The following is a 22717-nucleotide window of genomic DNA, read 5'->3' on the forward strand; positions in this document are numbered from 1 at the left end:
TGCAGCACGCAGTTCTCGCCGCCTTCTTCGTAGTTGAGGACGAACTGCAGCGCGACGCGCGCGCCGCCCGGCCAGCGCGCGTGGGGAGGCTGGGCGCCGTAGCCGATCAGGTCGCGGGGATAACGTGTCTGGAGCATGTTGCTGGATCAGGTAAGTGGTTCTCGAAGCGTCAGTTCAGCGCCTCAGTTGAGCGCCTCAGTTGAGCGCATAAGGCGCCAGCATGCCGGCATACGCCTTGGGCAGCGGCCGCGCCCAGTCGCCGCGCTTGCTGGTGGCCAGCCGCACCGAGACCATCGCCTCGGCCAGCTTGACCGCGCACGTGACGCCGTCGATCACCGGCGCGCCGATGGCGTCGGCGATCTCGTCGCACAGGTCGGTCATGCCGGCGCAGCCGAGCACGATGCATTCGCTGCGGTCTTCCACCAGCGCGCGGCGGCACGCCTCGGTGATGATGCGGCGCGCGTCCGAGCCGGGGCGCTCCAGGTCGAGCACCGGCAGGTCGCAGGCGCGCACATTGCTGCAGAAGCGCTTCATGCCATAGCGCTCGGCCAGGTGCCAGGCGATATTGCAGGTGCGCGCCAGCGTGGTCACCACGCTGAAGCTGCTGCCGACCATGCTGGCCATGTGCATCGCCGCCTCGGCGATGCCGATCACGGGGCCGCGCGCCACCTCGCGCGCCGCGTACAGGCCCGGGTCGCCGAAGCAGGCGATGACATAGCCGTCCACGCCTTCCTGCTCGCCGGCCAGGATCTCGTCGAGGATGCCGGGCACCGACAGCGCCTCGTCATAGTGGCTCTCGATCGAGGCCGGGCCCATGCGCGGGCTGACCGCGCTGATGCGCGTGCCCTGCTCGGCCACGGCGCGGGCGCACTGGCCGATCTTCTCGGTCATGCTCTCGGTGGTATTGGGGTTGATGATCTTCAGCTTCATGGGTGCGGCTCTGGGATGGATGCTGTCGAAAGGGGGATGTCGTTCAAACCTGGCCGGAGGCCGGCGCGGCGGGCGCGGCGAGATGGCCCGGCATCATGCGCGGCGCCAGCTGGCGGTACAGCACCAGCGCGATGCCCATGCCGATGAACCAGCTGTAGTTGGCCGCCGCCTGCCAGGCCGGCACCACCACGCACAGGATCGGGATGATGGCCGCGGGGATCATGGTGGCCACCGCCGCCGGGTTGAAGCCATTGCGGTACCAGTAGCGGCCGCGCGGGTTCAGCGTGTACAGGTCATCGACTTCCACGTGCTGGCGCCGCACCAGGTAGTAGTCGGCGATCAGGATGCCGAACAGCGGGCCGATGAAGGCACCCAGCACGTCCAGCGTGTAGTGGATCACGGCCGGGTTGTTGTACAGGTTCCAGGGCGTGATGAAGATCGAGGCCACCGCGGCGATCATGCCGCCGGTGCGCCAGCTGATGTGCTTGGGCGAGACGTTGGAGAAGTCGAACGCCGGCGACACGAAGTTGGCGACGATGTTGATGCCGATGGTCGCGGTCATGAAGGTGAAGGCGCCCAGCAGCATGGCGAAGGTGCTGTCGATATGGCTTACCGTCTCCACCGGGTCGGTGATCAGCTTGCCGAACACCGGCAGCGTGGCCGAGGTGGTGATCACGGTCAGCAGCGAGAAGCCCAGGAAGTTGACCGGCAGGCCCCAGAAGTTGCCGCGCTTGACCGACTTGAAATCCTTGGCATAGCGCGAGAAGTCGCCGAAATTCAGCATCGGGCCGGAGAAGTACGACACCACCAGCGCGATCGCGCTCAGCATCACCGGCACCGCTTCCCAGCCGCTGTACTTGACGAAGCTCAGCGTGAAGTTGACGTTCTCCCAGCCGGCCTTGTTCACCAGCCAGATCGCCAGCGCGATCATCACCACGTACACCGCCGGGCCGGCCCAGTCGATGAACTTGCGGATGGTCTCCATGCCGGTCCAGAACACCAGCGCCTGCAGCACCCAAAGCACCATGAACGCGGCCCAGCCCAGCGTCGACAGCCCGGCAAAGCCGTGCAGCTTGACGTCGGCATACGGCGCCAGTGACGGGAAGAAGTGAAGCGCCAGCACCAGGAAGGCGCTCGATGCGAGGTAGGTCTGGATCCCGTACCACGCCACCGCGATCAGCCCGCGGATGATGGCCGGGATATTCGCGCCGAGCACGCCGAACGAGGCCCGGCAGATCACCGGGTAAGGCGTGCCGGTCACCTGGCTGGGTTTGGCCACCAGGTTGCAGAAGAACTGCACGATCACAATCCCGACCAGCAGCGACACCAGCACCTGCCAGCTGGTCAGCCCCAGGGCGAACAGGCTGCCGGCGGTGATGTAGCCGCCCACGCTGTGCACGTCGGACATCCAGAAGGCAAAGATGTTGTAAGTGCCCCAGGTCTGCTTGCGCAGCGGCGCCAGGTCCTCATTGGTCAGCCGTTCGTCGTAGGTGGGCTTGATCAGGGCATTGCCGTGTGCGGCATGCCCTGCCTGTGGCGCGCCGGCGGTCGCGTCTGGCGTTACGGTCGTTTGCATCATCTGAGTCTCCTGGCAGATGGTTGTCTTGACGATAGGCGAACGTGCGGCCGTTTGGCTCTTTTGTGCGCCGTGGGATGCTTGTTGTGCTGTCTACTAAATTGTCTACAAAATGATTGGAAGCTGTAGACGATGTTGTAGATCACGGTTTCGTGATTGTCAACATTCGTTTTCCCGAAAGAGGGGGGAGGGGTGCGGGGTTATAGGGGGAGAAGGGACGGCTCTCGCCGTGCCTGGCGGCGCACAAATGAAAAGACCCCGCGCAAAGGCGGGGTCAAGGCTGCTGCCAATTTCAAAATCGCGTTGTGTTCTCCGCTCTCCCATTTATGGGAGAGGGGCGGGGGAGAGGGCCGGAGGGAGAAAACCGGCGGACCGGAGGACTGAACTCAGTAAGCAATCTTCGCCGTCAGACTCACGCTGCGCGGATCACCCGGCTGCAGATAGTTCTCATACTGGAAGCCCCAGTACCGCTTGTTGGTCAGGTTGTTCAGCGCCGCGCGCAGCGTCAGGTCCTTGCCATACACGCGCGTGTTGTAGGTGGCGCCGAGTTTGAACACGGTATAGCCGCCAGCCTCCAGCGTATTGGACGCATTGAGCTTGATATTGCTGGTGTACTTTCCGTCGACGCCAACCCGCAGGCCCGGCACGTACGGCACGCGGTAGCTGATGCGGCCCGCCAGCACCAGTTCCGGCGCGCCGGCCACGCGGTTGTCGATGTTGGCATTGCCCTTGTCGTAGTAGGAGTCGAGGTACATCGCGCTGCCGCCGAATTCCCATTGCGAACCGAGGCGATAGACGCCCGCCAGCTCCACGCCCTGGTAGATCGAGGAGCCGTCCTGCACCCGCGTCGGCACGCCGTTGCTGACGCTGTCATATTCCGCGCCGCGCTCGATGCGGAACAGCGCGGCGGTGGCGCTCCACTTCTGCTGGTCGGCCTTGACGCCGATCTCATACTGCTTGCTGCGGATCGGGCTGAGCAGCTGGCGCGCGTTGGTGTAGCCATCCGGCACGATCGAGCCGGGCTCCAGCGCTTCCACGTAGCTGGCGTAGACCGTGGCTGCAGGCACCGGCTTGAACATCAGCGCGAGCGTCGGCGTGACCACGCCGTTCTTGGTGTAGTTGGTGGCCGCCGGCACGTAGCCGTTCTGCTCGAAATTGGTGACGCGCAGGCCGGCCAGCACCGACCAGCGCTCGCTCAGCTGCACGGTATCGCTGGCAAAAATCGACTTCTGCGTGATGTCGCTGTTGCGCACCTTGTTGAACGCGGTCGAGCTGAAGTACGTGTTGGTATTGGGCTCGAAGATATTGCCGGTGCCGATCGTGCCGGCAAAGCCGTTGTTGTCATAGCGGTCGATCTGCTTCTGCCACGACAGGCCGGCCACCAGCTGGTGGCCGAACGGGCCGGTGCGGAACTTGCCCTCGAGCATCGCCTGCCAATAGCCCACCTGCTGGTTCTGCGCGGTGTCGTAGCGCGTGTCGACGTAGTCGCCGGCCTGGTTCAACACGCCATACAGGCTCTCGTTGCGGCTGCGGTTGACCTTGCTGAAGCTGTAATTGGTGCTGAGCGCCCAGTCCGGGTTGACCTGGTAGCGCAGGCCCGTGGTGTAGAGCTGCAGGTTGGTGTTCAGGTGCTGGTCGCTGCCGGCGAAGTTCCGGATGCGGCCGGAGACCGCGGCGGGCAGTGCCTGGTCGGTGTAGGTCCAGAAGCTGAACGAGGGCATCTGCCCGGTGGTGCGCCGGTCCTGGTAGATCGAGTCGAAGGTCCAGGTCAGGTCTTTGGTCAGGCGCGCGTCCAGGCCCAGCGATACGGTGTCGCGGTTGACATTGCGCGCGTTGTACGGCGTGCCTTCCTCGTGCGTGTAGTTGAGCCGGTAGCCGAACATGTTGTCCGGGCCCGCGCGGCCGCCGAGGTCGATGTGCTCGCTCCACACGTTGGCGGCGCGGTAGCCCAGCTCGAACGAAGCGGTAAAGGTATCGGTCGGCTTCTTGGTGACGTAGTTGACGATGCCGCCCGGGGTGCCAAAGCCGTACATGAAGCCCGGCAGGCCCTTGAGCAGTTCCACCTGGTCCATATGCTCGTATGGCAGCGTGATGCCGTATGCGACGAACGGCAGCCCGTTGATCTTGAAGCCGTTCTGCCAGTCGACCTGCAGGCCGCGCACGGTCAGGTAGCTGGACCAGCTGTTGTAGGCGTTGCTGTTGTCGGTGACCGAGGCATCCATGGCAAACACGTCGCCTAGCTTGCTGACCTGGCGGTCGGCCAGGTCCTCGCCGGTGACGATGGTCGTGGAATACGGCGTGTCGAGCTGCGTGCGCGAGCCCAGTGCGCCGGTGCTGGCCTTCTTCTGGAGCTGCAGGCCTGCGTCATCGACGGCGGTGGCGCTGACCGTCACGGCGGGCAGCGATTGCGGCCCGGCGCCCGCGGCTGCCTCCTGCGCCAGCGCGGCCGCCGCCGGGAAGCCGGTGAGGACGGCCAGGTGCGCCAGTATGGCGAGATGGCGAGGCTTGGGTGCGCGCACGCGGGCGGCGCGGATGTCGGCGTGGTTCATGCTTGGCGGTAAGACAGGCAGGCCTGTATGTAAATGTAGATACAAATGCGAATAATTCGCATTTACGAAAAGTCGGAATGATGGGCACGCGGACATGCGGCGTCAAGGACGGCGCGGAGGGTGTTGCGTAGAAAGCAACGGAGGTTACCGTTGCATGTGATGTGGCGTTCGCTCAGTCCTGAAGGATCTGAAAAGTGGACGGAGATGAGTCGTGATGAAAATGGACGGGCAAGCGATCCGTCATCAGCGGCCTACAACGGCTTCTGGATCCCCTCATAAACCTTGACCAGCGCCTCCAGCCGGCCGCTTGCACGGCTCGATCGAACCCCGGCGTCTTCTCCCGGTGCCCGGATAGGCGGCGTCCAGCGTGAATGCGCGGAACGCCCTGCCTGGTATGGAAGCGCCAGGGGATAGGCGCCTATTCGGCCGTCACTGGAGCGGCGCCGCGCGCGGTGACGCCGTCGCCCCCGCCGCCGCCGGCCGGCAGCGCGGGGAATTCCATCTCGGCATAGCGCACGAAGCGGGTCTTGCGCACGATCCGGTAGCCCGCCCAGATCGCCAGGAAGATCGGGATGCCGATGTAGGTGGCGGCCACGCCGACCCAGTCGATCTTGCCGCTGGCGAAGGCCTGGTAGTTCTGGCCCAGCGTGACGATCAGGCATAGCGCGAAGGCGAAGATCGGCCCGTAGGGAAAGAACGGCGAACGGTAGGGCAGGCGCGACAGGTCATGGCCCTGCGCGACAAAGCCCTTGCGGAAGCGGTAGTGGCTGATCGCGATGCCCAGCCACGCGATGAAGCCGGTCATGCCTGACAGGTTCAGCAGCCACAGGTACACGGCCTTGCTTTCGAACAGCGAGGTGAGAAAACACAGCGCGCCCACCGCGGTGGTCGCCAGCAGCGCCACCCGTGGCACGCCGTTGCGCGTCAGCCGCGCGAAAATGCGCGGCGCGCGCCCTTCGGTGGCCAGGTTGTAGAGCATGCGGGTCGATGCGTACATGCCGGAATTGCCTGCCGACAGCACCGCGGTCAGGATCACCGCGTTCATCACGCCGGCGGCGAAGGCCAGGCCGGCATGGCGGAACACCAGCGTGAACGGGCTCACGCCCACGGTCTGCACGTCGCTCTTGAGCAGGCTGGGGTCGGTGTAGGGGATCAGGATGCCGATGATCAGGATCGCCAGCACATAGAACAGCAGGATGCGCCAGAACACCTGCCGCACCGCGCGCGGGATGTTCTTCGCCGGGTCGGCCGATTCGCCGGCGGCCACGCCGATCAGTTCGGTGCCCTGGAACGAGAAGCCGGCGATCATGGCCACGCCGATCAGCGCCGGCAGCCCGCCGACAAACGGCGCATCGCCGAGGGTCAGGTTGCCCAGCCCGTGCGAGGCCGGCATGTCGCCCCGCAGGATGCCGAAGATCATCAGCGTGCCGATGCCGATAAAGGCGATCACCGTCACCACCTTGACCAGCGCGCACCAGTACTCGGCCTCGCCGAAGCCGCGCACCGAGATCGCATTGAGCGCGAACATCAGCCCGAGGAACAGCGCGCTCCACAGTACGCCTGGCGTGTCGGGGAACCAGTACAGCATCACCAGCTGCGCCGCGGCGAGTTCCACCGCGATGGTCACCGCCCAGTTGTACCAGTAGTTCCACCCCAGCGCGAAGCCGAAACCTTCGTCGACATAGCGCGCGCCGTAGGTGGCGAACGAGCCCGATACCGGCATGTACGCGGCCAGTTCGCCCAGGCTGGTCATCAGGAAATACACCATGGCGCCGATCAGGATGTAGGCGGCCAGCGCGCCGCCGGGCCCGGCCTGCGCGATGGTGGCGCCGGACGCCACGAACAGCCCCGTGCCGATCGAGCCGCCGATGGCGATCATGGTGAGATGGCGGGCGCGCAGCGTGCGGCGCAGCGTGGGCGCGGGCGCGCCTGAAGTGGAAGGTTGGCTGGACATCGGGACTCGGGTCGGGACGCGCAAAAGCGCGCAACTATGCCGGGGTTCGCCTGCGGAGGCAACGCGGGCCGGAGGTGCCGCCCGGGCCTGCCGCTGGGCCGGCTGCAGGCCGGTATATACAGCCTGGCGGCGGGATCATAAGAGAAAACGCAGTGCAGGAAAAGCCGCAACCTTGATGCAGTCCATGCCGCAGCGCGTCAGCCATGTAGGACAAAGACCCCGCGCGGAAAGGAATGGCACCGGTGCCGTCACCTCCTGCCGGGGTGTATTGTCGTGATAGCGGATGGCACGCCACATGCAGTCAAAGTGCAGTTGCGTGCATGACGCCTCCGGGCCGGCGCCTTCGTGGCGCAGGGAGATCCATGGATGTTCCAGACATTTTTCTGCCACTATCCGTTCGCTACCTGCCGCCAGCGCTCACAACTGCTGGCCGCGCTGCCGCTGGCAATCACGCTGGCGCTGGCGCTGGCCATCGGGCTGGCCGGCTGCGCCAGCCTGCCGGCATCGGCCCAGCGCCCACCGTCCAGCGCGCCCGCCGCCACCGCGGATACGCCGCTGGGCAAGGCGCTGGCCCCGCGCCTGGCACAGCGCCCGGGCGAGTCCCTGTTCTACCCGCTCTCGTCGGGCCCCGATGCGCTGGCCGCACGCCTGGCGATGGCGCGCGCCGCCCAGCGCAGCCTCGACCTGCAGACCTACATCCTGGAGCCGACCGGCACCGGCGCCGCGGTGCTGGGCGATATCATCGACGCCGCCGACCGCGGCGTGCGCGTGCGCATGCTGCTCGACGACCTGCGTACCGGCGCCGAGCTGGACAAGGTCCTGTCGGCGATCGATTCGCATCCCAATATCGAAGTGCGCCTGTTCAACCCGGTCGCCAACCGCAGCCTGCGCTGGCTGGAAATGCTGGCGGATTTCAGCCGGCTGGACCGGCGCATGCATAACAAGTCGATGACGGTGGACAACCAGATGTCAGTGGTGGGCGGGCGCAATATCGGCGATGCCTACTTCTCCGCCCGTACCGACATGGACTTCAGCGACCTCGACGTGCTGATTGCCGGCCCGGCGGTGCCGCAGGTATCGGCGGTCTTCGATGAATACTGGAATGACAAGTCGTCCTACCCGGTGGTGGCGCTGATTCCGGAGGGCAAGGAGGCGCCGGTGGAAATGCGCAGCCTGCGCAAGCGCCTGGAAGCGCGCGGTGACCAGGCAAAGGCCAGCCAGTACGTGCAGGAACTGCTCGACTCGGGCCTGGCCAAGGGCATCGAAAGCGGCCATATGCCGGCCTACACCGGCAAGGCCACGGTAGTCTCCGACAAGGCCGCCAAGATTACCCACCAGATCCATGACGAGCCCGGCCATGCCACCGCCCGGCTGGAAAAGATGATCAGCAGCGCGCAAAAGGAGGTCTTGCTGATTTCCCCATACTTCGTCCCCGACAACGACGGCGAGGCCTGGCTGATCGCGATCGCAAGGCGCGGCATCCGTGTGCGCATCCTGACCAATTCCTTCGCCGCCACCGACGTCAGCGCGGTGCATGCGGGCTATGCCCCGCACCGCAAGGCACTGGTGGCCGCCGGCATCGAGCTGTACGAGCTCAAGCCCAGCGCCTATGCCGAGCTGGCGCAGCGCGGCAAAGCCGCCAAGGGTTCGCGCTCGCGCTCCTGGCTGTCATCGAGCCGCGCCAGCCTGCACGCCAAGAACTACATCGTCGACCGGCGCCTGGTGTTCATCGGCTCGCTCAACATGGATCCGCGCTCGGCCAGGCTGAACACCGAGATGGGCATCGTGCTCGACAGCCCGGCACTGGCCGAGCGCATGATCAAGACCACCGAGGATGGCCTGCTCGACATGGCCTACCGCGTCGGCGTGCGCACCGATGCCGACGGCAACAATGCGCGCCTGACGTGGACCACGCGCGAGAAGGGGCAGCTCACCACCTACGACAGCGAGCCCGGCATGGGCGCGCTGCAGCATCTGGGCATCGGCGTGCTGCGTGTGCTGCCGATCAAGGAAGAGTTGTAAACATCGCTGCGCTGCGGCGACGCGCCTTTCCTGAACCATCGTTTGCGGTTATGGTTTTTGGCTTCATTGCACTGTGCCGTCCCGGCACGCCCGCCGCAAGGAGCGTTATGAAAGCCGCCGTCCTGCATCAACCCAAGACCCCGCTCGTGATCGAAGACGTTGCCATCGGCAAGCCCGGCCCGCGCGAGGTGCTGGTGCGCACCGCTGCCGTGGGCGTCTGCCATTCTGACCTGCATTTCCTGGACGGCGCCTATCCGTATCCGATGCCGGCCATACTGGGACACGAGGCCGCCGGCGTGGTCGAGCAGGTTGGCGCCGAGGTGCGCACGGTCAGGCCCGGCGACCACGTCATCACCTGCCTGTCGGCGTACTGCGGCCATTGCGAGCATTGCCTGACGGGGCACCTGTCCCTGTGCACCGAGCCCGATACCCGCCGCCGCGAAGGCGAGGAGCCGCGCCTGATGGCGCGACAGGGCGGACCCATGAACCAGTTCCTGAACCTGTCGGCCTTTGCCGAGCAGATGCTGATCCACGAACACGCACTGGTGGCGATCCGCCGCGACATGCCGCTGGACCGCGCCGCGCTGATCGGCTGCGCCGTCACCACGGGCATGGGCGCGGTCATCCATACCGCCAGGGTGCAGCCGGGCGAGACCGTGGCCGTGATCGGCTGCGGCGGCATTGGCCTGGCCACGGTCAACAGTGCCGCGATTGCCGGCGCCGGCCGCATCATCGCCATCGACCGCGTGCCGGCCAAGCTGGAACTGGCGCGCAAGTTCGGCGCCACCGACGTGATCGATGCCGGCAATGCCGACGTGCCCGATGCCGTGCGCGAGCTGACCGGCGGCGGCGTGCATCACGCCTTCGAGGCCATCGGCCTGAAGCAGACCACCGAGCAGGCCTTTGCCATGCTGCGCCGCGGCGGCACCGCCACCGTGATCGGCATGATCGCGCCGGGCGTCAGGATCGAACTGAAGGGCAGCGACTTCCTGAGTGAAAAGCGCATCCAGGGCTCGCTGATGGGCTCGAACCGCTTTCCGGTCGACATGCCGCGCATGGTCGATTTCTACATGGGCGGCAGGCTGCACCTGGACGAGCTGATCGCACAGCGCCTGCCGCTGGAGCGCATCAACGATGCCTTCGACGAACTGCGCCGCGGCGAGCTGGCGCGTTCGGTGATCCTGTTCGAGTCAGCGTAGAGGGGCTGTTTGCATGGATCTGCGCCATTGTCCACACTGTGGGACAATGGCGCTCTCCAATGGCAGCCGCCCCATCCCTACCCGCCGCATCCCACGCATGAGGACAATCGATTGGAAAGACTGGGAAATCTTCTGCCGCGTGGTGGAAGGCGGCGGCTTTACCCAGGGCGCCGAACTGGCGCAGGTGCCCAAATCCTCCGCCAGCGCCGCCGTGGCGCGGCTGGAAGGCCAGCTCGGCACGCGGCTGTTCGAGCGCACCACGCGCCGCGTGCGTGTCACCGAGCGCGGTCAGCAACTGTATGACCGGATCGCGCCGCTGTTTGCCGAGCTGCACGAGATCAGCGCCGAAGCCGCCTCGGGCAGCGCCGAGGTCAGCGGCGTGCTGCGCATCTCCACCCCGTATGAAGTCGGCTCGCAGCACCTGTCGGAAACGCTGACGCGGGTGTTGCGCGCCCACCCGGGCCTGCGCGTGCAGGTCGATGTCAGCTGGGACCAGCCCGACCTGGTTCGCCATGGCTACGATCTGGCCTTCGTCATGACCAACACCGGGCTGAATGACACCTCGTTCGCCAGCAAGCGCGTGGTGCTGATCGAGCGCGCCTTCTACGCCGCGCCGGCGCTGATCCGCGCGCGCGGGCTGCCGCGCACGCCGCAGGACCTGCAGGGCTGGCCCACGCTGGGCAACGCCGATGACAAGCATTGGGAATTCCTGCGCGACGGCGTCGAGATCGCGCGCGTGGACGTGGAGCCGCGCATCGGTACCCACAACGCGGAGCTGCGGCTGAAGGCTGCCATCGACGGGCTGGGGGTGACGCGGCTGTCGCCGCGCTTCGTGCAGGAGCAGCTGGAGCTGGGGCAACTGGTGCGGGTGCTGCCAGCCTATGCCTCGTCGCCGCTCAAGGTCTACATGCTGATGCCGGCGCGCAAGCTGATGCCGGCCAGCGTGCGCGTATTCCTTGACGTGCTTGAGCAGACCGTCGGCGTGCCGGAGACGGGGCGCCCGCCGGCGCGCAAGCGCGGAACGCTGGCGCCTTAGGCAGCCGCCGCTGCGGCCGGCTCAGTAAGGCTGGTCCGCGGGCCGGATCTCGAAGCGCAATTGCTCGGCCAGGTCGAGCATCTCTTCGTCATCCTCGCTGCGCGTGATCCAGCCGGCGTAGGCATCGCCGCCGGTATCCCAGTTCCACAGGGTATAGCCGGCCACGCGCAGCTGGTTGTGGGCCAGCTCCATCAGCTCGGGCACGCTGGTGTTCTCCAGGAACGCCTCGTCCTCGGGTTCGTCCGTGCCCCAGTCGATTTCCAGGTCGATGCGCTCGCACAGCTGGTTCAGGCAGCCGATAAAGGACTGGCAGTCCTTCCAGTCGACGAAGAAGCCGGATTGCCAGTCGATGACTTCGCGCACCACCCACAGCAGCTCGCCGCCGTCGGTGTCGTCGTCCTCCGCGTCAAGCAGCGCGTCTTCGAACATCGACAGCTGCGCCGCCGTCTGCGCGCTGTCGTCGAGGTTGATCAGGGCGAAGAAACGCGCGATCGCGTCCTGCGTGTCGTCGTCCAGTGATGTGGCCATGCGGGATCTCCTGTGGTGCCGTGCGGCTCAATCGTGCCGCGACTTATGCCGCGATTCATGCCGCGATGCGCATGATCTCGCGTTGGCCCGCCGGTGTCACGCGCAACGCGCGCGATGTGCGCGTGGTCTCGACCCAGCCGCGCTCCAGCAGGCTGCCCAGCAGCGCCGCGCCCAGCGCGCCGCCGAGGTGGGGTTTGCGCTCGCTCCAGTCCGGGCAGGTGCAGGCAAACTGGCGCCGCTTGCGCCGCGCTGCAGCAATGTCGATGCCCAGTCCCGCCAGCGCCTGCGCGCCGTCGCCGCTCAGCTCCACGCGCCGCGCATCGAGCACCAGCCAGCCGCTATGCGTCATCCGTTCGAACAGTCCCACGGCCAGTTCGCCGGCCAGGTGGTCGTAGCACGTACGCGCCTGCCGCAGCGCCGGCGGCGCGGCGCGCGACACCGGCACGTCGCGCAGCCGCGGCGGCCGGCTGGCCAGCGACGCCGACGCCAGCGCCTCGATCGCCACGCCGATCTCCGGCGCGGCCAGCCGGTAATACCGGTTGCGCCCGCGCGTCTCCACCGCCAGCAGCCCGCCCTCGGTCAGCCGCGCCAGGTGCCCGCTGGCGGACGACGCCGACAGGCCGGCGATCAGTGCCAGTTCACCGGCGGGGCGGGCGCTGCCGTCCATCAGGGCCCATAGCATGGCGGCGCGGCCGGGGTCGGCGAGCAGGCCAGCCAGCTGGCTGATGCCGGGGGTGTAATCCATGGTTTGGCTCGGGGTGAAGGGTCCAATGCGGAGTATAGGACTGAACGCGAGCAGTGGCAGTCGTTGTGCTGCTCTGCAGGTGGTTACCACGCCTGGCGTGAGTGTCCCATGTGAATGCCGCTTTCGTTCTATCGGCGATTCCAGCGATTTGATGTACTGGCACGCAACGTCGCCGTTGATCGACGGACCATGGCCGATTCCGTGCCCGCAACCCTGATTGCCCACTGACCCAAAGCGATGACTAAAGGTCCCCCGCATTGGCAGCACACGCCACTGTATGATCGCCACCGTCTCCTTCATGCTCGCATAGGCGACGTCGATGGCTGGAAGCTTCCTGCCGCCTACGGATCCCAGATCGAAGAGCACCACACAGTGCGCGAAGATGCCGGCATGTTCGACATGTCGCATCTGTGCGTGGTTGACCTGCACGGCCCGGATGCGCGAATGTTTCTCGGCAAGCTCTTGTCGAACGACGTCGGAAAGCTGAAGACAGCTGGAAAGGCACTGTATAGCTGCATGCTTGACCAGTCCGGCGGCGTGATCGATGACCTGGTCATTTACTACCTGGGGGAGCAGCATTTCCGTGCCGTCCTGAACGCGCACACGGCCGCCAGCGACCTCGAGTGGATCCGGGCAAAGGTCAGCGAGGCGAAAGCGGATGTGACCGTGATCCCGCGACGCCAGGATTGCGTGGCGGACGATGTTGAACCATTAGCGGTCATCGCCGTGCAAGGACCGAAGGCTCGGGAAAAAGTATTCCGGGCGGTTCCGGCTTCCCGCCATGCCGAAAGGCTGAAGCCGTTTAATTCCACTATCGTCCATGATTCGGCAATTGGGGAGTTGATGGTGGCGAGAACCGGCAAAACCGGCGAGGACGGCTTCGAATTGCTGCTGCTCGCCAGCCACGCTGGTCGTGTCTGGGACATGCTGCGGTCGGCAGGCATCAGCGCGGTGGGCCATGAAGCATGGGATACGCTTCGGCTCGAGGCAGGGATGCACCGGATCGGGAAGGACATGGATCTCCATACCTCGCCGCTCGATGCCGGTCTGGGCTGGAGTGTCGAGCTGGATTCAGACCGTGATTTCTTCGGTAAGTCGGCCGTGTGCGCCCGCCGCCAGACGCAGCAGTTCGTTGGGCTCGCCCTGGAAGGCAGCGCCGCTGTCCCGGCGGCGCACAGCACAGTGACCAGCGGGAAGGGCGCGGTGATCGGCAAGGTCACCAGCGGAACCTATAGCCCGACGCTGGGCATCGCCATTGCGTTGGCGCGCGTGGCGCCCGACATCAGGATCGGCTCGCAGGTCAATGTGGAGGTCTACAAGAACAGGATTGCCGCGAAAGTGGTGCGCCCTCCATTCGTGCGGGGCGGCATCTGAGGCTTTCGGCCTGGTGATGATCCAGGCGCGGCGATCAGCGGGATGGGCTTACGGCTTGGCGAGCAATTCAAGCAACGCGCTGGCGTCCCGGAGGTCCGCGGTATCGAAGCCTTTGCTGAGAGGATGGGCGATGGTGACGGGCCGGGCAGGCATGCATCTGTCCGAAGACTGCGCTAAGTTGGCCGATGGCCGCAATCATGGCTGGCTTGCGCTTTCGCTTTCTCCTTCACCGAGCGCGCACAGCGCGTCGCCATCATTGCCGGCCAGCGCGGATTCGGCGGGAGTCGCGCCCTTGTCGCGGTAGGCCGCGGGCGGCACGCCATACTGCTTGCGGAATTCGCGGCCGAGATGCGAGGCATCGGCAAAGCCGCAGCTCAGCGCGATGTCGGCGACGGCGCGGTCCGAACTGGTCAGCAGCCACGCGGCGGTGCGCAGCCGCACCTGCTTGGCGAATGCCTGCGGGCTCTTGCCAGTCTCGGCCTTGAACAGGCGCTCCAGCTGCCGCGCCGACAGGTCGAGCTTGCACGCAAGCGCCTCCAGCGGCAGCGCGCGCCCGACGTGCTGCTCCATCAGCAGGATCGCGCGCTTGACCTTCGGGTGCGTCGCCGGTTCGAGGCCTGGCGGATGTGGCTGCGGCGCATTGCCCTTCTGCATCTCGCCCACCAGCAGGATCCGCAGCGCCTTCTGCACGGTGGCATGGTCGAAGTGGCGCAGCAGGATCGCGGCGGCGACGTCGATCGACGCGCGCCCGCCCGAACAGGTGATGCGCCGGCGGTCGATCACGAACAGCCGGTCGGCGACCAGCAGATCCGGATCGACCGACGGGAAGCGCTCGATGAAATCCCAGTAGTGGAACCAGCTGACGCAAGCCCGGTGGCCATCGAGCACGCCGGCGCGCATCAGGGAAAACACCCCGGTGCAGATGCCGACGATGGTCGCGCCGCCGCCCGCCGCGCGGCGGATGAAGTCGAGCGTCTCGGGACCGGCCTGCGGCCCCGAATGGAGCAGCCCGCCGACCACCACCACATAGTCGAACGGCTCTGCTTCGTCAAAGGTCTCCCAGGGCGCGACCTGGATCCCGCAGCTCGCGCGCACCGGCGCGAGTGTGTTGCCGATCACGCTCCACACGCAGCGCACCGGCTTGCTGTAGTCGCCATCGTCCGCCGACAGCCGCAGCATGTCGACGAAGCCCGAAAACGCGGTCAGCGTGAAGTTCGGCAGCAGCACGATGCCAAAGCGGATGCGCCGTGGGGCCGGCTCGGCAACAGGAGAAACAGGAACGTCTGGTGTCATGGCGGCATCCATCTTGACAGGCTCGCACGGGCGGGCGCATCCGGTTTACCCCGGAAGTCGACTGGCGGGGGAGGGTGCGCTGGCCCGGGGAAACTGGTGATGCGCACTGCATCCGTTCAGCCCGCCACCGCTGCGCCCGCCCCCGTCTTGCGCCCGCTCGCACGACGCATTCCGTCCCAGCCAGAGTCGCCGATCCACCCGCCGCGGACTTGCACAATTCCGACGTGAATCATCGCCAAAGCGAAATCCGGGCCCGTACGGCGCGGTGACTGGCGGTGGTATCCCACGCCGATGCCGGTTTTGTTCTATCTGCAAATCCTGCGCTCTGCTGTACTGGCTTCCAACGACAGCAACCCAGCACCCGCAGTGAGGCAGTCAGATGAATGTCAGCGTATTCGACCTGTTCAAGATCGGCATCGGACCCTCGAGTTCGCATACGGTCGGCCCGATGATCGCCGCGTGCCGCTTCGTATCCCACCTCGAGGATGCGAACCTGCTCGGCTTCGTACGCCGCGTCCGGGCGGAATTGTATGGCTCGCTCGGTGCCACCGGCAAGGGCCATGGCACCGACAAGGCGGTGCTGCTCGGCCTGGAAGGGAGCCTGCCCGACCGGATCGACCCGGACCTGATCGAGCCGCGCCTCGCGCAGATCCGCAAGGACAAGCGCGTGCTGCTGCTCGGCAAGCATGAGATCGGCTTCGAGGAAAAGGAGCACCTCGGCTTCTACCGTCGCCTGATGAGCGGCACGGGCAGTGTCGTGCACCCGAACGGCATGCGCTTCCAGGCGTTCGACGAGCAGGGGCAGTTGCTGGTCGAGAAGGAGTATTACTCGATCGGCGGCGGCTTCGTGGTCAACCGCGATGGCGAGCGCGTGAACGGCGTGCGCGCGGCGGCGGAGGTGCCATACCCGTTCCGCACCGGCGCTGAGCTGATGCAGGCGTGCCGCGGCAGCGGGCTGTCGATCGCCGAGCTGGTCTTCCGCAATGAATGCGCGCTGCGGCCGGCCGAAGACGTGCGCGCCGGGCTGCTGGCGATCTGGCACGCCATGGCCGCCTGCGTCGAGCGCGGCTGCAAGGTCGAGGGCGAGCTGCCCGGCCCGATGCGCGTGAGGCGCCGCGCGGCGGAGCTCAATTACCGGCTGCGCACGCGTTCCGAGGAATCGCTGCGCGATCCGCTGTCGATGCTCGACTGGGTCAACCTGTACGCGATGGCGGTCAATGAAGAGAACGCGGCGGGCGGCCGCGTCGTCACCGCGCCGACCAACGGCGCGGCCGGCGTGATCCCCGCGGTGCTCCACTACTACGTGAAGTTCGTGCCCGGCTCGAACGACGATGGCATCGTCGACTTCCTGCTGACGGCGGCCGCGATCGGCATGATCTACAAGGAGACTGCGTCGATCTCCGGCGCCGAGGTCGGCTGCCAGGGCGAGGTCGGCGTGGCGTGCTCGATGGCCGCGGCCGCGCTCGCGGCGGTGATGGGCGGCACGCCCGACCAGGTCGAGAACGCCGCGGAAATCGGCATGGAGCACAACCTCGGCATGACCTGCGACCCGGTTGGCGGGCTGGTGCAGATTCCCTGCATCGAGCGCAACGCAATGGGCGCGATCAAGGCGCTCAACGCCTCGCGCATGGCCCTCAAGGGCGATGGCCAGCATTACGTGTCGCTCGACTCGGTGATCAAGACCATGCGCGAGACCGGCGCCGACATGAAGACGAAGTACAAGGAGACGTCGCGCGGCGGACTGGCCGTGAACGTCATTGAATGCTAAGGGGGTGCATCAGATGAGCCGCTATTCGATATTCAGTCTGTTCCGCAACGGGCTGTCCTACCACGAGAACTGGGAAAAGCAGTGGAGGAGTCCCGAGCCCAGGCGCGAGTATGACGTGGTCATCGTCGGCGGCGGCGGCCACGGCCTCGCGACCGCGTACTACCTGGCGAAGGAGCACGGCATCACCAATGTGGCGGTGCTGGAGAAGGGATGGATCGGCGGCGGCAACACCGCGCGCAACACCACCATCGTGCGTTCCAACTACCTGTGGGACGAGTCCGCGGCGCTCTACGAGAAGGCAATGAAGCTGTGGGAGGGCCTGTCGCAGGACCTGAACTACAACGTCATGTTCAGCCAGCGCGGCGTGCTCAACCTGGCGCACACGTTGCAGGACGTGCGCGACACCGAGCGGCGCGTGAACGCGAACCGCCTGAATGGCGTCGACGCCGAATTCCTGACGCCCGCGCAGGTCAAGGAGATCGAGCCCACCATCAACCTGAACAGCCGCTATCCGGTGCTGGGCGCATCGATCCAGCGGCGCGCGGGGGTGGCCCGGCACGATGCCGTGGCCTGGGGCTTCGCGCGCGGCGCCGACCGCGCCGGCGTCGACATCATCCAGAACTGCCAGGTCACCGGCATCCGCCGCAACGGCGGCGCGGTGGTCGGCGTCGAGACGGTGAAGGGCTTCATCAGGGCCAAGAAGGTAGCGGTCGTTGCCGCCGGCAACACCACCACGCTGGCTGACATGGCGGGCATCCGGCTGCCGCTGGAAAGCCACCCGCTGCAGGCGCTGGTGTCCGAGCCGATCAAGCCGGTGGTCAACTCGGTGATCATGTCCAACGCGGTGCACGCCTACATCAGCCAGTCCGACAAGGGCGACCTGGTGATCGGCGCGGGCATCGACCAGTACACCGGCTTCGGCCAGCGCGGCAGCTTCCAGGTCATCGAAGGCACGCTGCAGGCCATCGTCGAGATGTTCCCCGTCTTCTCGCGCGTGCGCATGAACCGCCAATGGGGCGGCATCGTCGACACCTCGCCGGACGCGTGCCCGATCATCAGCAAGACCGACGTGAAGGGCCTCTACTTCAACTGCGGCTGGGGCACGGGCGGGTTCAAGGCGACGCCTGGCTCGGGCTGGGCTTATGCGCACACCATCGCGCGCGACCAGCCGCATGCGCTGAACGCACCCTTCTCGCTGGACCGCTTCTATACCGGCCACCTGATCGACGAGCACGGCGCCGCCGCTGTCGCGCACTGAACCCAAGCAGGAGATAGACATGTTGCTGATCCATTGTCCATGGTGCGGCCCGCGCGCCGAATCCGAATTCTCGTGCGGCGGCGAAGCCGACATCGCGCGTCCGCTCGAGACCGACAAGCTGTCCGACCGCGAATGGGGCGATTACCTGTTCATGCGCACCAACACCCGCGGCACGCACCGCGAACAGTGGATCCACGCGCAGGGCTGCCGCCGCTGGTTCAAGGTCGAGCGCGACACCGTCAGCTATGACATCAAGGGCTACGAGACTTTCGGCCAGCCCGCCGCCAACGCACAGCAAGGAAGGGGCAAGCAATGAGCCAGAAAGACCGACTCGGCACGGGCGGCCGCATCAATCGCGGCAAGCCCCTGTCCTTCACCTTCAACGGCCGCGTGTACCAGGGCTTCCAGGGCGACACGCTGGCCTCGGCGCTGCTCGCCAACGGCGTGCGCTTCGTCGCACGCAGCTTCAAGTACCACCGGCCGCGCGGCATCATGACCGCGGACGTGGCGGAGCCGAATGCCGTGGTGCAGCTGGAGCGCGGTGCCTATACGGTGCCCAATGCGCGGGCCACGGAGATCGAGCTGTACCAGGGTCTGGTCGCGGCAAGCGTGAACGCGGAGCCGGATCTGGAGCGCGACCGCATGGCGGTCAACCAGAAGTTTGCGCGCTTCATGCCCGCCGGCTTTTACTACAAGACTTTCATGTGGCCGCGCAAGATGTGGCCCAGGTACGAGGAGAAGATCCGCGAGGCGGCCGGGCTCGGCAAGGCGCCCACGACGCTGGATGCCGATCGCTACGACAAATGCTACGCGCACTGCGACGTGCTCGTCGTCGGCGGAGGGCCGACCGGCCTGGCCGCGGCGCACGCGGCGGCGGTGACCGGTGCGCGCGTGATCCTGGTCGATGACCAGTGCGAGCTCGGCGGCAGCCTGCTGTCCGGACGCGCCGACATCAACGGCAAGCCCGCGCTGCAGTGGGTCGCCGAGATCGAAGGCAAGCTGCGCAAGCTGCCGGACGTGACCATCCTGTCGCGCAGCAACGCCTTCGGCTACCAGGACCATAATCTGGTTACCGTCACGCAGCGCCTGACCGACCACCTGTCGGTCTCGATGCGCCACGGCTCGCGCGAGCTGCTGTGGAAGATCCGCGCAAAGCGCGTGATCCTCGCGACCGGTGCGCACGAGCGCCCGATCGTCTTCGGCAACAACGACCTGCCGGGTGTGATGATGGCGTCGGCGGTGTCGACCTACATCCACCGCTACAGCGTGCTGCCGGGACGCGACACGGTGGTGTTCACCAACAATGACCGCGGCTACCAGGCGGCGCTTGACCTGAAGGCGTGCGGCGCCAGGGTGACGGTCGTCGATCCGCGTGCCACCACCAGCGGCGCGCTGCCCGCGGCGGCGAAGCGGCAGGGCGTGAACGTGATGAACGGCGCGGTCGTGGTGGCTGCCGCCGGCAAGCAGCACGTCACGTCGGTCAGCGTCGCGTCCTATGCCAACGGCAAGGCCGGCGGCAAGGTGTCGAGGATCGCCTGCGACCTCGTCGCGATGTCGGGTGGCCTGAGCCCGGTGCTGCACCTGTTCGCACAATCGGGCGGCAAGGCGCAGTGGAGCGACGAGAAGACCTGCTTCGTGCCGGGCAAGTCGATGCAGGCCCAGTGCAGCATCGGCGCGGCCGCGGGCGAATTCAACCTCGCGTTGGCGCTGCCGGTGGCGCTGGAAGCGGGCGCCGAGGCGGCGAAGGCCGCCGGCTTTGCAACGGCGAAGCGGCTGGCGGCGCCGAAGGTCAGCGCCGTCGCCGAAGGTCCGCTGCTGCCGCTGTGGCTGGTCGGCAGCCGCGAGGCCGCCGCGCGCGGGCCCAAGCAGTTCGTCGACTTCCAGAACGACGTCGCGGCCTCGGACATCCTGCTGGCGGCGCGCGAAGGCTTCGAGTCGGTCGAGCACGTGAAGCGCTACACCGCGATGGGCTTCGGCACCGACCAGGGCAAGCTCGGCAACATCAACGGCATGGCGATCCTGGCGCAGGCGCTGGGCAAGTCGATTCCCGAGACCGGCACGACCACGTTCCGGCCCAACTACACGCCGGTCACGTTCGGCACTTTCGCCGGACGCGAGGTCGGCGATTTCCTCGACCCGGTGCGCAAGACCTGCGTGCACGAATGGCACGTCGCGAACGGCGCGCTGTTCGAGGACGTCGGCAACTGGAAGCGCCCCTGGTATTTCCCCAGGCGGGGCGAGGACCTGCACGCCGCGGTGAAGCGCGAATGCCTGGCGGTGCGCAACAGCGTCGGCATCCTCGACGCGTCGACCCTGGGCAAGATCGACATCCAGGGCCCGGACGCGCTCACGCTGCTCAACTGGATGTACACCAACCCGTGGGGCAAGCTCGAAGTCGGCAAGTGCCGCTATGGGCTGATGCTGGACGAGAACGGCATGGTGTTCGACGACGGCGTGACGGTGCGCCTTGGCGAGCAGCATTTCATGATGACCACGACCACCGGCGGCGCCGCGCGCGTTCTGACGTGGCTCGAGCGCTGGCTGCAGACCGAGTGGCCCGACATGAAGGTCCGCCTGTCCTCGGTGACCGATCACTGGGCGACGTTCGCGGTGGTCGGGCCGAAGAGCCGCAAGGTGCTGCAGAAGGTCTGCGCCGACATTGACTTTGCCAACGCGGCCTTCCCGTTCATGAGCTACCGCAACGGCACCGTGGCCGGCGCCAAGGCGCGTGTGATGCGCATCAGCTTCTCGGGCGAGCTGGCATACGAGGTCAACGTGCCCGCCAACGCCGGGCGTGCGGTGTGGGAAGCGCTGATGGCCGCCGGCGCCGAGTTCGACATCACGCCGTACGGCACCGAGACCATGCACGTGCTGCGCGCCGAGAAGGGCTACATCATCGTCGGCCAGGACACCGACGGCTCGATCACCCCGTACGACCTCGGCATGGGCGGGCTGGTGGCGAAATCGAAGGATTTCCTCGGCAAGCGCTCGCTGACGCGCTCGGACACGGCGAAGGAAGGCCGCAAGCAGTTCGTCGGCCTGCTGACCGACGACGCGCAGTTCGTGCTGCCCGAGGGAGCCCAGATCATCGCGCCGGGCACGAGGGTGTCGACGACCGAGCCGACGCCGATGATCGGCCACGTGACGTCGAGCTATTACAGCCCGATCCTGCAGCGCTCGATCGCTCTCGCCGTAGTGAAGGGCGGCCTGGGCAAGATGGGCGAGAGCGTCGCGATCCCGCTGGCCGATGGCCGCCGCGTGAGCGCGAAGATCTCGAGCCCGGTTTTTTACGATACCGAAGGAGTGCGCCAGAATGTGGAATGAACAAGGTATTGCTACGGCATTGGCCGACGCGCCGGTGCCGAACGCCCGCACGCGTGACGTGCGCCTGGAGTCGCCGCTGGTCGGCGCGGCCAGCCTGCTGGAAGCTCCGCACCTGCGCGGGTCGATGTACTTCACGTTGCGCGAGCGGCAGTTCCTCGACCTGGTCATCGTGCGGGGCGAACTGGCCGATCCCGCGTTCGTCGATGCGTTCGAGGGCGTGGTGGGCTGTTGTCCGCCGGCCGCCCCCAACACGGTTGCGCGTGGCGCCGCGTACGACGTGCTGTGGCTGGGCCCGGACGAATGGCTGGTGCGATCGAACGGGCCGGTGCCGGCCGGCGTGCTGGAGGACAAGCTGGCGCCGGCCATTGCCGGCTCGTATTCGGCCGCGGTCGACGTCGGCAGCGGCTACACCGTGATCGAAATCAGTGGGGATCGTGTGCGCGATGTGCTGGCGCGGGGCTGCCCCCTCGACCTGCATCCGCGCGTGTTCCGGACCGGGCAGTGCGCCCAGAGCCATTACTTCAAGGCGCCGATCATACTGGTGCCGACCGGCGACGACCGTTTCGAGATCGTGGTGCGGCGCAGCTTCGCGGACTACTTCTGCCGCATCCTGCTTGACGCGGCGACGCCGCTGCTGTCATGAAGCCGGTCGAGGAGGCGTTCAGCGATCCACAGGCGGGGCTCAAGATACTCGATGGCCTGAACGCCCCGCTGCTGCCGGGGCGGGGCTGGAGCGTGTTCGTCGATGCATTGACGGTGCCGGTGCGCATCGGCATCCATCCGCACGAACATGACGCTCCGCAGCCGGTCGTGATCGACGCGCGCCTGGGCTACCGGCGCGAGCCGAGCGAAGAGTCCGAGTGGATCGACTACGAGGGCTATTGCACGCGCGTCGCCGCGTTTCTGGCGCGCAAGCCGCATACGCGGCTGCTCGAGACGCTGGTGGCCGATATCGCGGAGCTGTCGTTCCGCGAATGGCCGGCGCTCGACACCCTGACCCTCGCGGTGCACAAGCCGAAGATCCGGCCTGGCACGCAGCGCGTGGGCGTCGAACTGGAATGGACGCGCGCCGACTACCTGCGCCGCGGCGGCAAGCCCCGCTGAGCGGGGGAGAGCGGCAACGTGCCGGCAAGATGGCGGCGCCGGCCAAGCGCGCGTCGC

General features: G+C 66.8%; 17 protein-coding genes and 1 pseudogene. 10 read left to right on the forward strand and 8 right to left on the reverse strand.

What is annotated here, in order from left to right; translation table 11 throughout:
* The 5 genes and pseudogenes from J8I34_RS34730 to J8I34_RS13790 all read right to left on the reverse strand — a co-directional run.
* Positions 1 to 137, reverse strand: a pseudogene (locus J8I34_RS34730) (allantoinase); the annotation flags it as partial.
* A gap of 58 nt (positions 138 to 195) precedes the next feature.
* The gene (locus tag J8I34_RS13775) at positions 196 to 930 is read right to left on the reverse strand and encodes an aspartate/glutamate racemase family protein (RefSeq protein ID WP_029045211.1); all 735 of its coding nucleotides are present in this window, start codon (positions 928 to 930) and stop codon (positions 196 to 198) included.
* 43 nt (positions 931 to 973) lie between these two features.
* Positions 974 to 2509 (reverse strand): NCS1 family nucleobase:cation symporter-1, encoded by a 1536-nt coding sequence (locus J8I34_RS13780; protein WP_029045212.1) that lies wholly within the window; start codon positions 2507 to 2509, stop codon positions 974 to 976.
* 383 nt (positions 2510 to 2892) lie between these two features.
* Entirely contained in the window at positions 2893 to 5055 is a 2163-nt protein-coding gene (locus J8I34_RS13785; RefSeq protein ID WP_209806263.1) for a TonB-dependent siderophore receptor, read from the reverse strand.
* 418 nt (positions 5056 to 5473) lie between these two features.
* Positions 5474 to 7009 (reverse strand): amino acid permease, encoded by a 1536-nt coding sequence (locus J8I34_RS13790; protein WP_209806264.1) that lies wholly within the window; start codon positions 7007 to 7009, stop codon positions 5474 to 5476.
* A gap of 366 nt (positions 7010 to 7375) precedes the next feature.
* Here J8I34_RS13790 and J8I34_RS13795 point away from each other — a divergent pair, with 366 nt between their 5' ends.
* The 3 genes from J8I34_RS13795 (at position 7376) to J8I34_RS13805 (ending at position 11266) form a co-directional block, all read left to right on the forward strand.
* The gene (locus J8I34_RS13795; protein WP_209806265.1) at positions 7376 to 9031 is read left to right on the forward strand and encodes a phospholipase D family protein; all 1656 of its coding nucleotides are present in this window, start codon (positions 7376 to 7378) and stop codon (positions 9029 to 9031) included.
* A 107-nt stretch (positions 9032 to 9138) separates the two neighbouring features.
* Positions 9139 to 10230: a Zn-dependent alcohol dehydrogenase gene (locus J8I34_RS13800; protein ID WP_029045216.1), complete on the forward strand. Its 1092-nt coding sequence runs from the start codon at positions 9139 to 9141 to the stop codon at positions 10228 to 10230.
* A 97-nt stretch (positions 10231 to 10327) separates the two neighbouring features.
* Complete coding sequence (locus tag J8I34_RS13805; RefSeq protein ID WP_209806266.1) at positions 10328 to 11266, forward strand: LysR family transcriptional regulator; 939 nt, start codon at positions 10328 to 10330, stop codon at positions 11264 to 11266.
* 21 nt (positions 11267 to 11287) lie between these two features.
* Here J8I34_RS13805 and J8I34_RS13810 read toward each other — a convergent pair whose 3' ends face one another.
* Both J8I34_RS13810 and J8I34_RS13815 read right to left on the reverse strand, forming a co-directional pair.
* Positions 11288 to 11794, reverse strand: coding sequence for a DUF6630 family protein (locus J8I34_RS13810; RefSeq protein WP_029045218.1), 507 nt, complete (start codon positions 11792 to 11794; stop codon positions 11288 to 11290).
* A gap of 55 nt (positions 11795 to 11849) precedes the next feature.
* Positions 11850 to 12539: an ArsR/SmtB family transcription factor gene (locus J8I34_RS13815; RefSeq protein ID WP_029045219.1), complete on the reverse strand. Its 690-nt coding sequence runs from the start codon at positions 12537 to 12539 to the stop codon at positions 11850 to 11852.
* Between the two features lie 237 nt (positions 12540 to 12776).
* Here J8I34_RS13815 and gcvT point away from each other — a divergent pair, with 237 nt between their 5' ends.
* Entirely contained in the window at positions 12777 to 13913 is a 1137-nt protein-coding gene (gene gcvT, locus J8I34_RS13820) for a glycine cleavage system aminomethyltransferase GcvT (RefSeq protein ID WP_029045220.1), read from the forward strand.
* Between the two features lie 195 nt (positions 13914 to 14108).
* On the opposite strand, the gene J8I34_RS13825 is transcribed toward gcvT, so the two are convergent.
* Entirely contained in the window at positions 14109 to 15206 is a 1098-nt protein-coding gene (locus tag J8I34_RS13825; protein WP_051320336.1) for a GlxA family transcriptional regulator, read from the reverse strand.
* Positions 15207 to 15585: 379 nt separating this feature from the next.
* Here J8I34_RS13825 and J8I34_RS13830 point away from each other — a divergent pair, with 379 nt between their 5' ends.
* The 6 genes from J8I34_RS13830 to J8I34_RS13855 are packed head-to-tail and all read left to right on the forward strand — an operon-like array spanning position 15586 to position 22660.
* Complete coding sequence (locus J8I34_RS13830; RefSeq protein ID WP_029045222.1) at positions 15586 to 16974, forward strand: L-serine ammonia-lyase; 1389 nt, start codon at positions 15586 to 15588, stop codon at positions 16972 to 16974.
* Positions 16975 to 16987: 13 nt separating this feature from the next.
* Positions 16988 to 18232, forward strand: a complete 1245-nt coding sequence (locus J8I34_RS13835) for a sarcosine oxidase subunit beta family protein (RefSeq protein WP_029045223.1) — start codon at positions 16988 to 16990, stop codon at positions 18230 to 18232.
* 19 nt (positions 18233 to 18251) lie between these two features.
* Positions 18252 to 18548, forward strand: a complete 297-nt coding sequence (locus J8I34_RS13840; protein ID WP_029045224.1) for a sarcosine oxidase subunit delta — start codon at positions 18252 to 18254, stop codon at positions 18546 to 18548.
* Positions 18545 to 21556, forward strand: a complete 3012-nt coding sequence (locus J8I34_RS13845; protein ID WP_209806267.1) for a sarcosine oxidase subunit alpha family protein — start codon at positions 18545 to 18547, stop codon at positions 21554 to 21556. The genes J8I34_RS13840 and J8I34_RS13845 overlap by 4 nt, the downstream gene beginning before the upstream one ends.
* Positions 21546 to 22199, forward strand: a complete 654-nt coding sequence (locus J8I34_RS13850; protein WP_245175929.1) for a sarcosine oxidase subunit gamma — start codon at positions 21546 to 21548, stop codon at positions 22197 to 22199. The genes J8I34_RS13845 and J8I34_RS13850 overlap by 11 nt, the downstream gene beginning before the upstream one ends.
* Positions 22196 to 22660: a dihydroneopterin aldolase gene (locus tag J8I34_RS13855; protein WP_209773078.1), complete on the forward strand. Its 465-nt coding sequence runs from the start codon at positions 22196 to 22198 to the stop codon at positions 22658 to 22660. The genes J8I34_RS13850 and J8I34_RS13855 overlap by 4 nt, the downstream gene beginning before the upstream one ends.
* Positions 22661 to 22717: the final 57 nt, after the last annotated feature.

Source organism: Cupriavidus phytohabitans (assembly GCF_017815025.1).
Lineage (GTDB): Bacteria > Pseudomonadota > Gammaproteobacteria > Burkholderiales > Burkholderiaceae > Cupriavidus.

What these genes read in the sequence shown, in the direction of transcription:
- J8I34_RS13835 (WP_029045223.1), top strand. Translation starts at nt 16,988, where the DNA reads ATGAGCCGCTATTCGATATTCAGTCTGTTCCGCAACGGGCTGTCCTAC.
- J8I34_RS13850 (WP_245175929.1), top strand. Translation starts at nt 21,546, where the DNA reads ATGTGGAATGAACAAGGTATTGCTACGGCATTGGCCGACGCGCCGGTG.
- J8I34_RS13790 (WP_209806264.1), bottom strand. Translation starts at nt 7,009, where the DNA reads ATGTCCAGCCAACCTTCCACTTCAGGCGCGCCCGCGCCCACGCTGCGC.
- J8I34_RS13830 (WP_029045222.1), top strand. Translation starts at nt 15,586, where the DNA reads ATGAATGTCAGCGTATTCGACCTGTTCAAGATCGGCATCGGACCCTCG.
- J8I34_RS13795 (WP_209806265.1), top strand. Translation starts at nt 7,376, where the DNA reads ATGTTCCAGACATTTTTCTGCCACTATCCGTTCGCTACCTGCCGCCAG.
- J8I34_RS13815 (WP_029045219.1), bottom strand. Translation starts at nt 12,539, where the DNA reads ATGGATTACACCCCCGGCATCAGCCAGCTGGCTGGCCTGCTCGCCGAC.
- J8I34_RS13855 (WP_209773078.1), top strand. Translation starts at nt 22,196, where the DNA reads ATGAAGCCGGTCGAGGAGGCGTTCAGCGATCCACAGGCGGGGCTCAAG.
- J8I34_RS13800 (WP_029045216.1), top strand. Translation starts at nt 9,139, where the DNA reads ATGAAAGCCGCCGTCCTGCATCAACCCAAGACCCCGCTCGTGATCGAA.
- J8I34_RS13775 (WP_029045211.1), bottom strand. Translation starts at nt 930, where the DNA reads ATGAAGCTGAAGATCATCAACCCCAATACCACCGAGAGCATGACCGAG.
- J8I34_RS13840 (WP_029045224.1), top strand. Translation starts at nt 18,252, where the DNA reads ATGTTGCTGATCCATTGTCCATGGTGCGGCCCGCGCGCCGAATCCGAA.
- J8I34_RS13780 (WP_029045212.1), bottom strand. Translation starts at nt 2,509, where the DNA reads ATGATGCAAACGACCGTAACGCCAGACGCGACCGCCGGCGCGCCACAG.
- J8I34_RS13785 (WP_209806263.1), bottom strand. Translation starts at nt 5,055, where the DNA reads ATGAACCACGCCGACATCCGCGCCGCCCGCGTGCGCGCACCCAAGCCT.
- gcvT (WP_029045220.1), top strand. Translation starts at nt 12,777, where the DNA reads ATGACTAAAGGTCCCCCGCATTGGCAGCACACGCCACTGTATGATCGC.
- J8I34_RS13810 (WP_029045218.1), bottom strand. Translation starts at nt 11,794, where the DNA reads ATGGCCACATCACTGGACGACGACACGCAGGACGCGATCGCGCGTTTC.
- J8I34_RS13805 (WP_209806266.1), top strand. Translation starts at nt 10,328, where the DNA reads ATGAGGACAATCGATTGGAAAGACTGGGAAATCTTCTGCCGCGTGGTG.
- J8I34_RS13845 (WP_209806267.1), top strand. Translation starts at nt 18,545, where the DNA reads ATGAGCCAGAAAGACCGACTCGGCACGGGCGGCCGCATCAATCGCGGC.
- J8I34_RS13825 (WP_051320336.1), bottom strand. Translation starts at nt 15,206, where the DNA reads ATGACACCAGACGTTCCTGTTTCTCCTGTTGCCGAGCCGGCCCCACGG.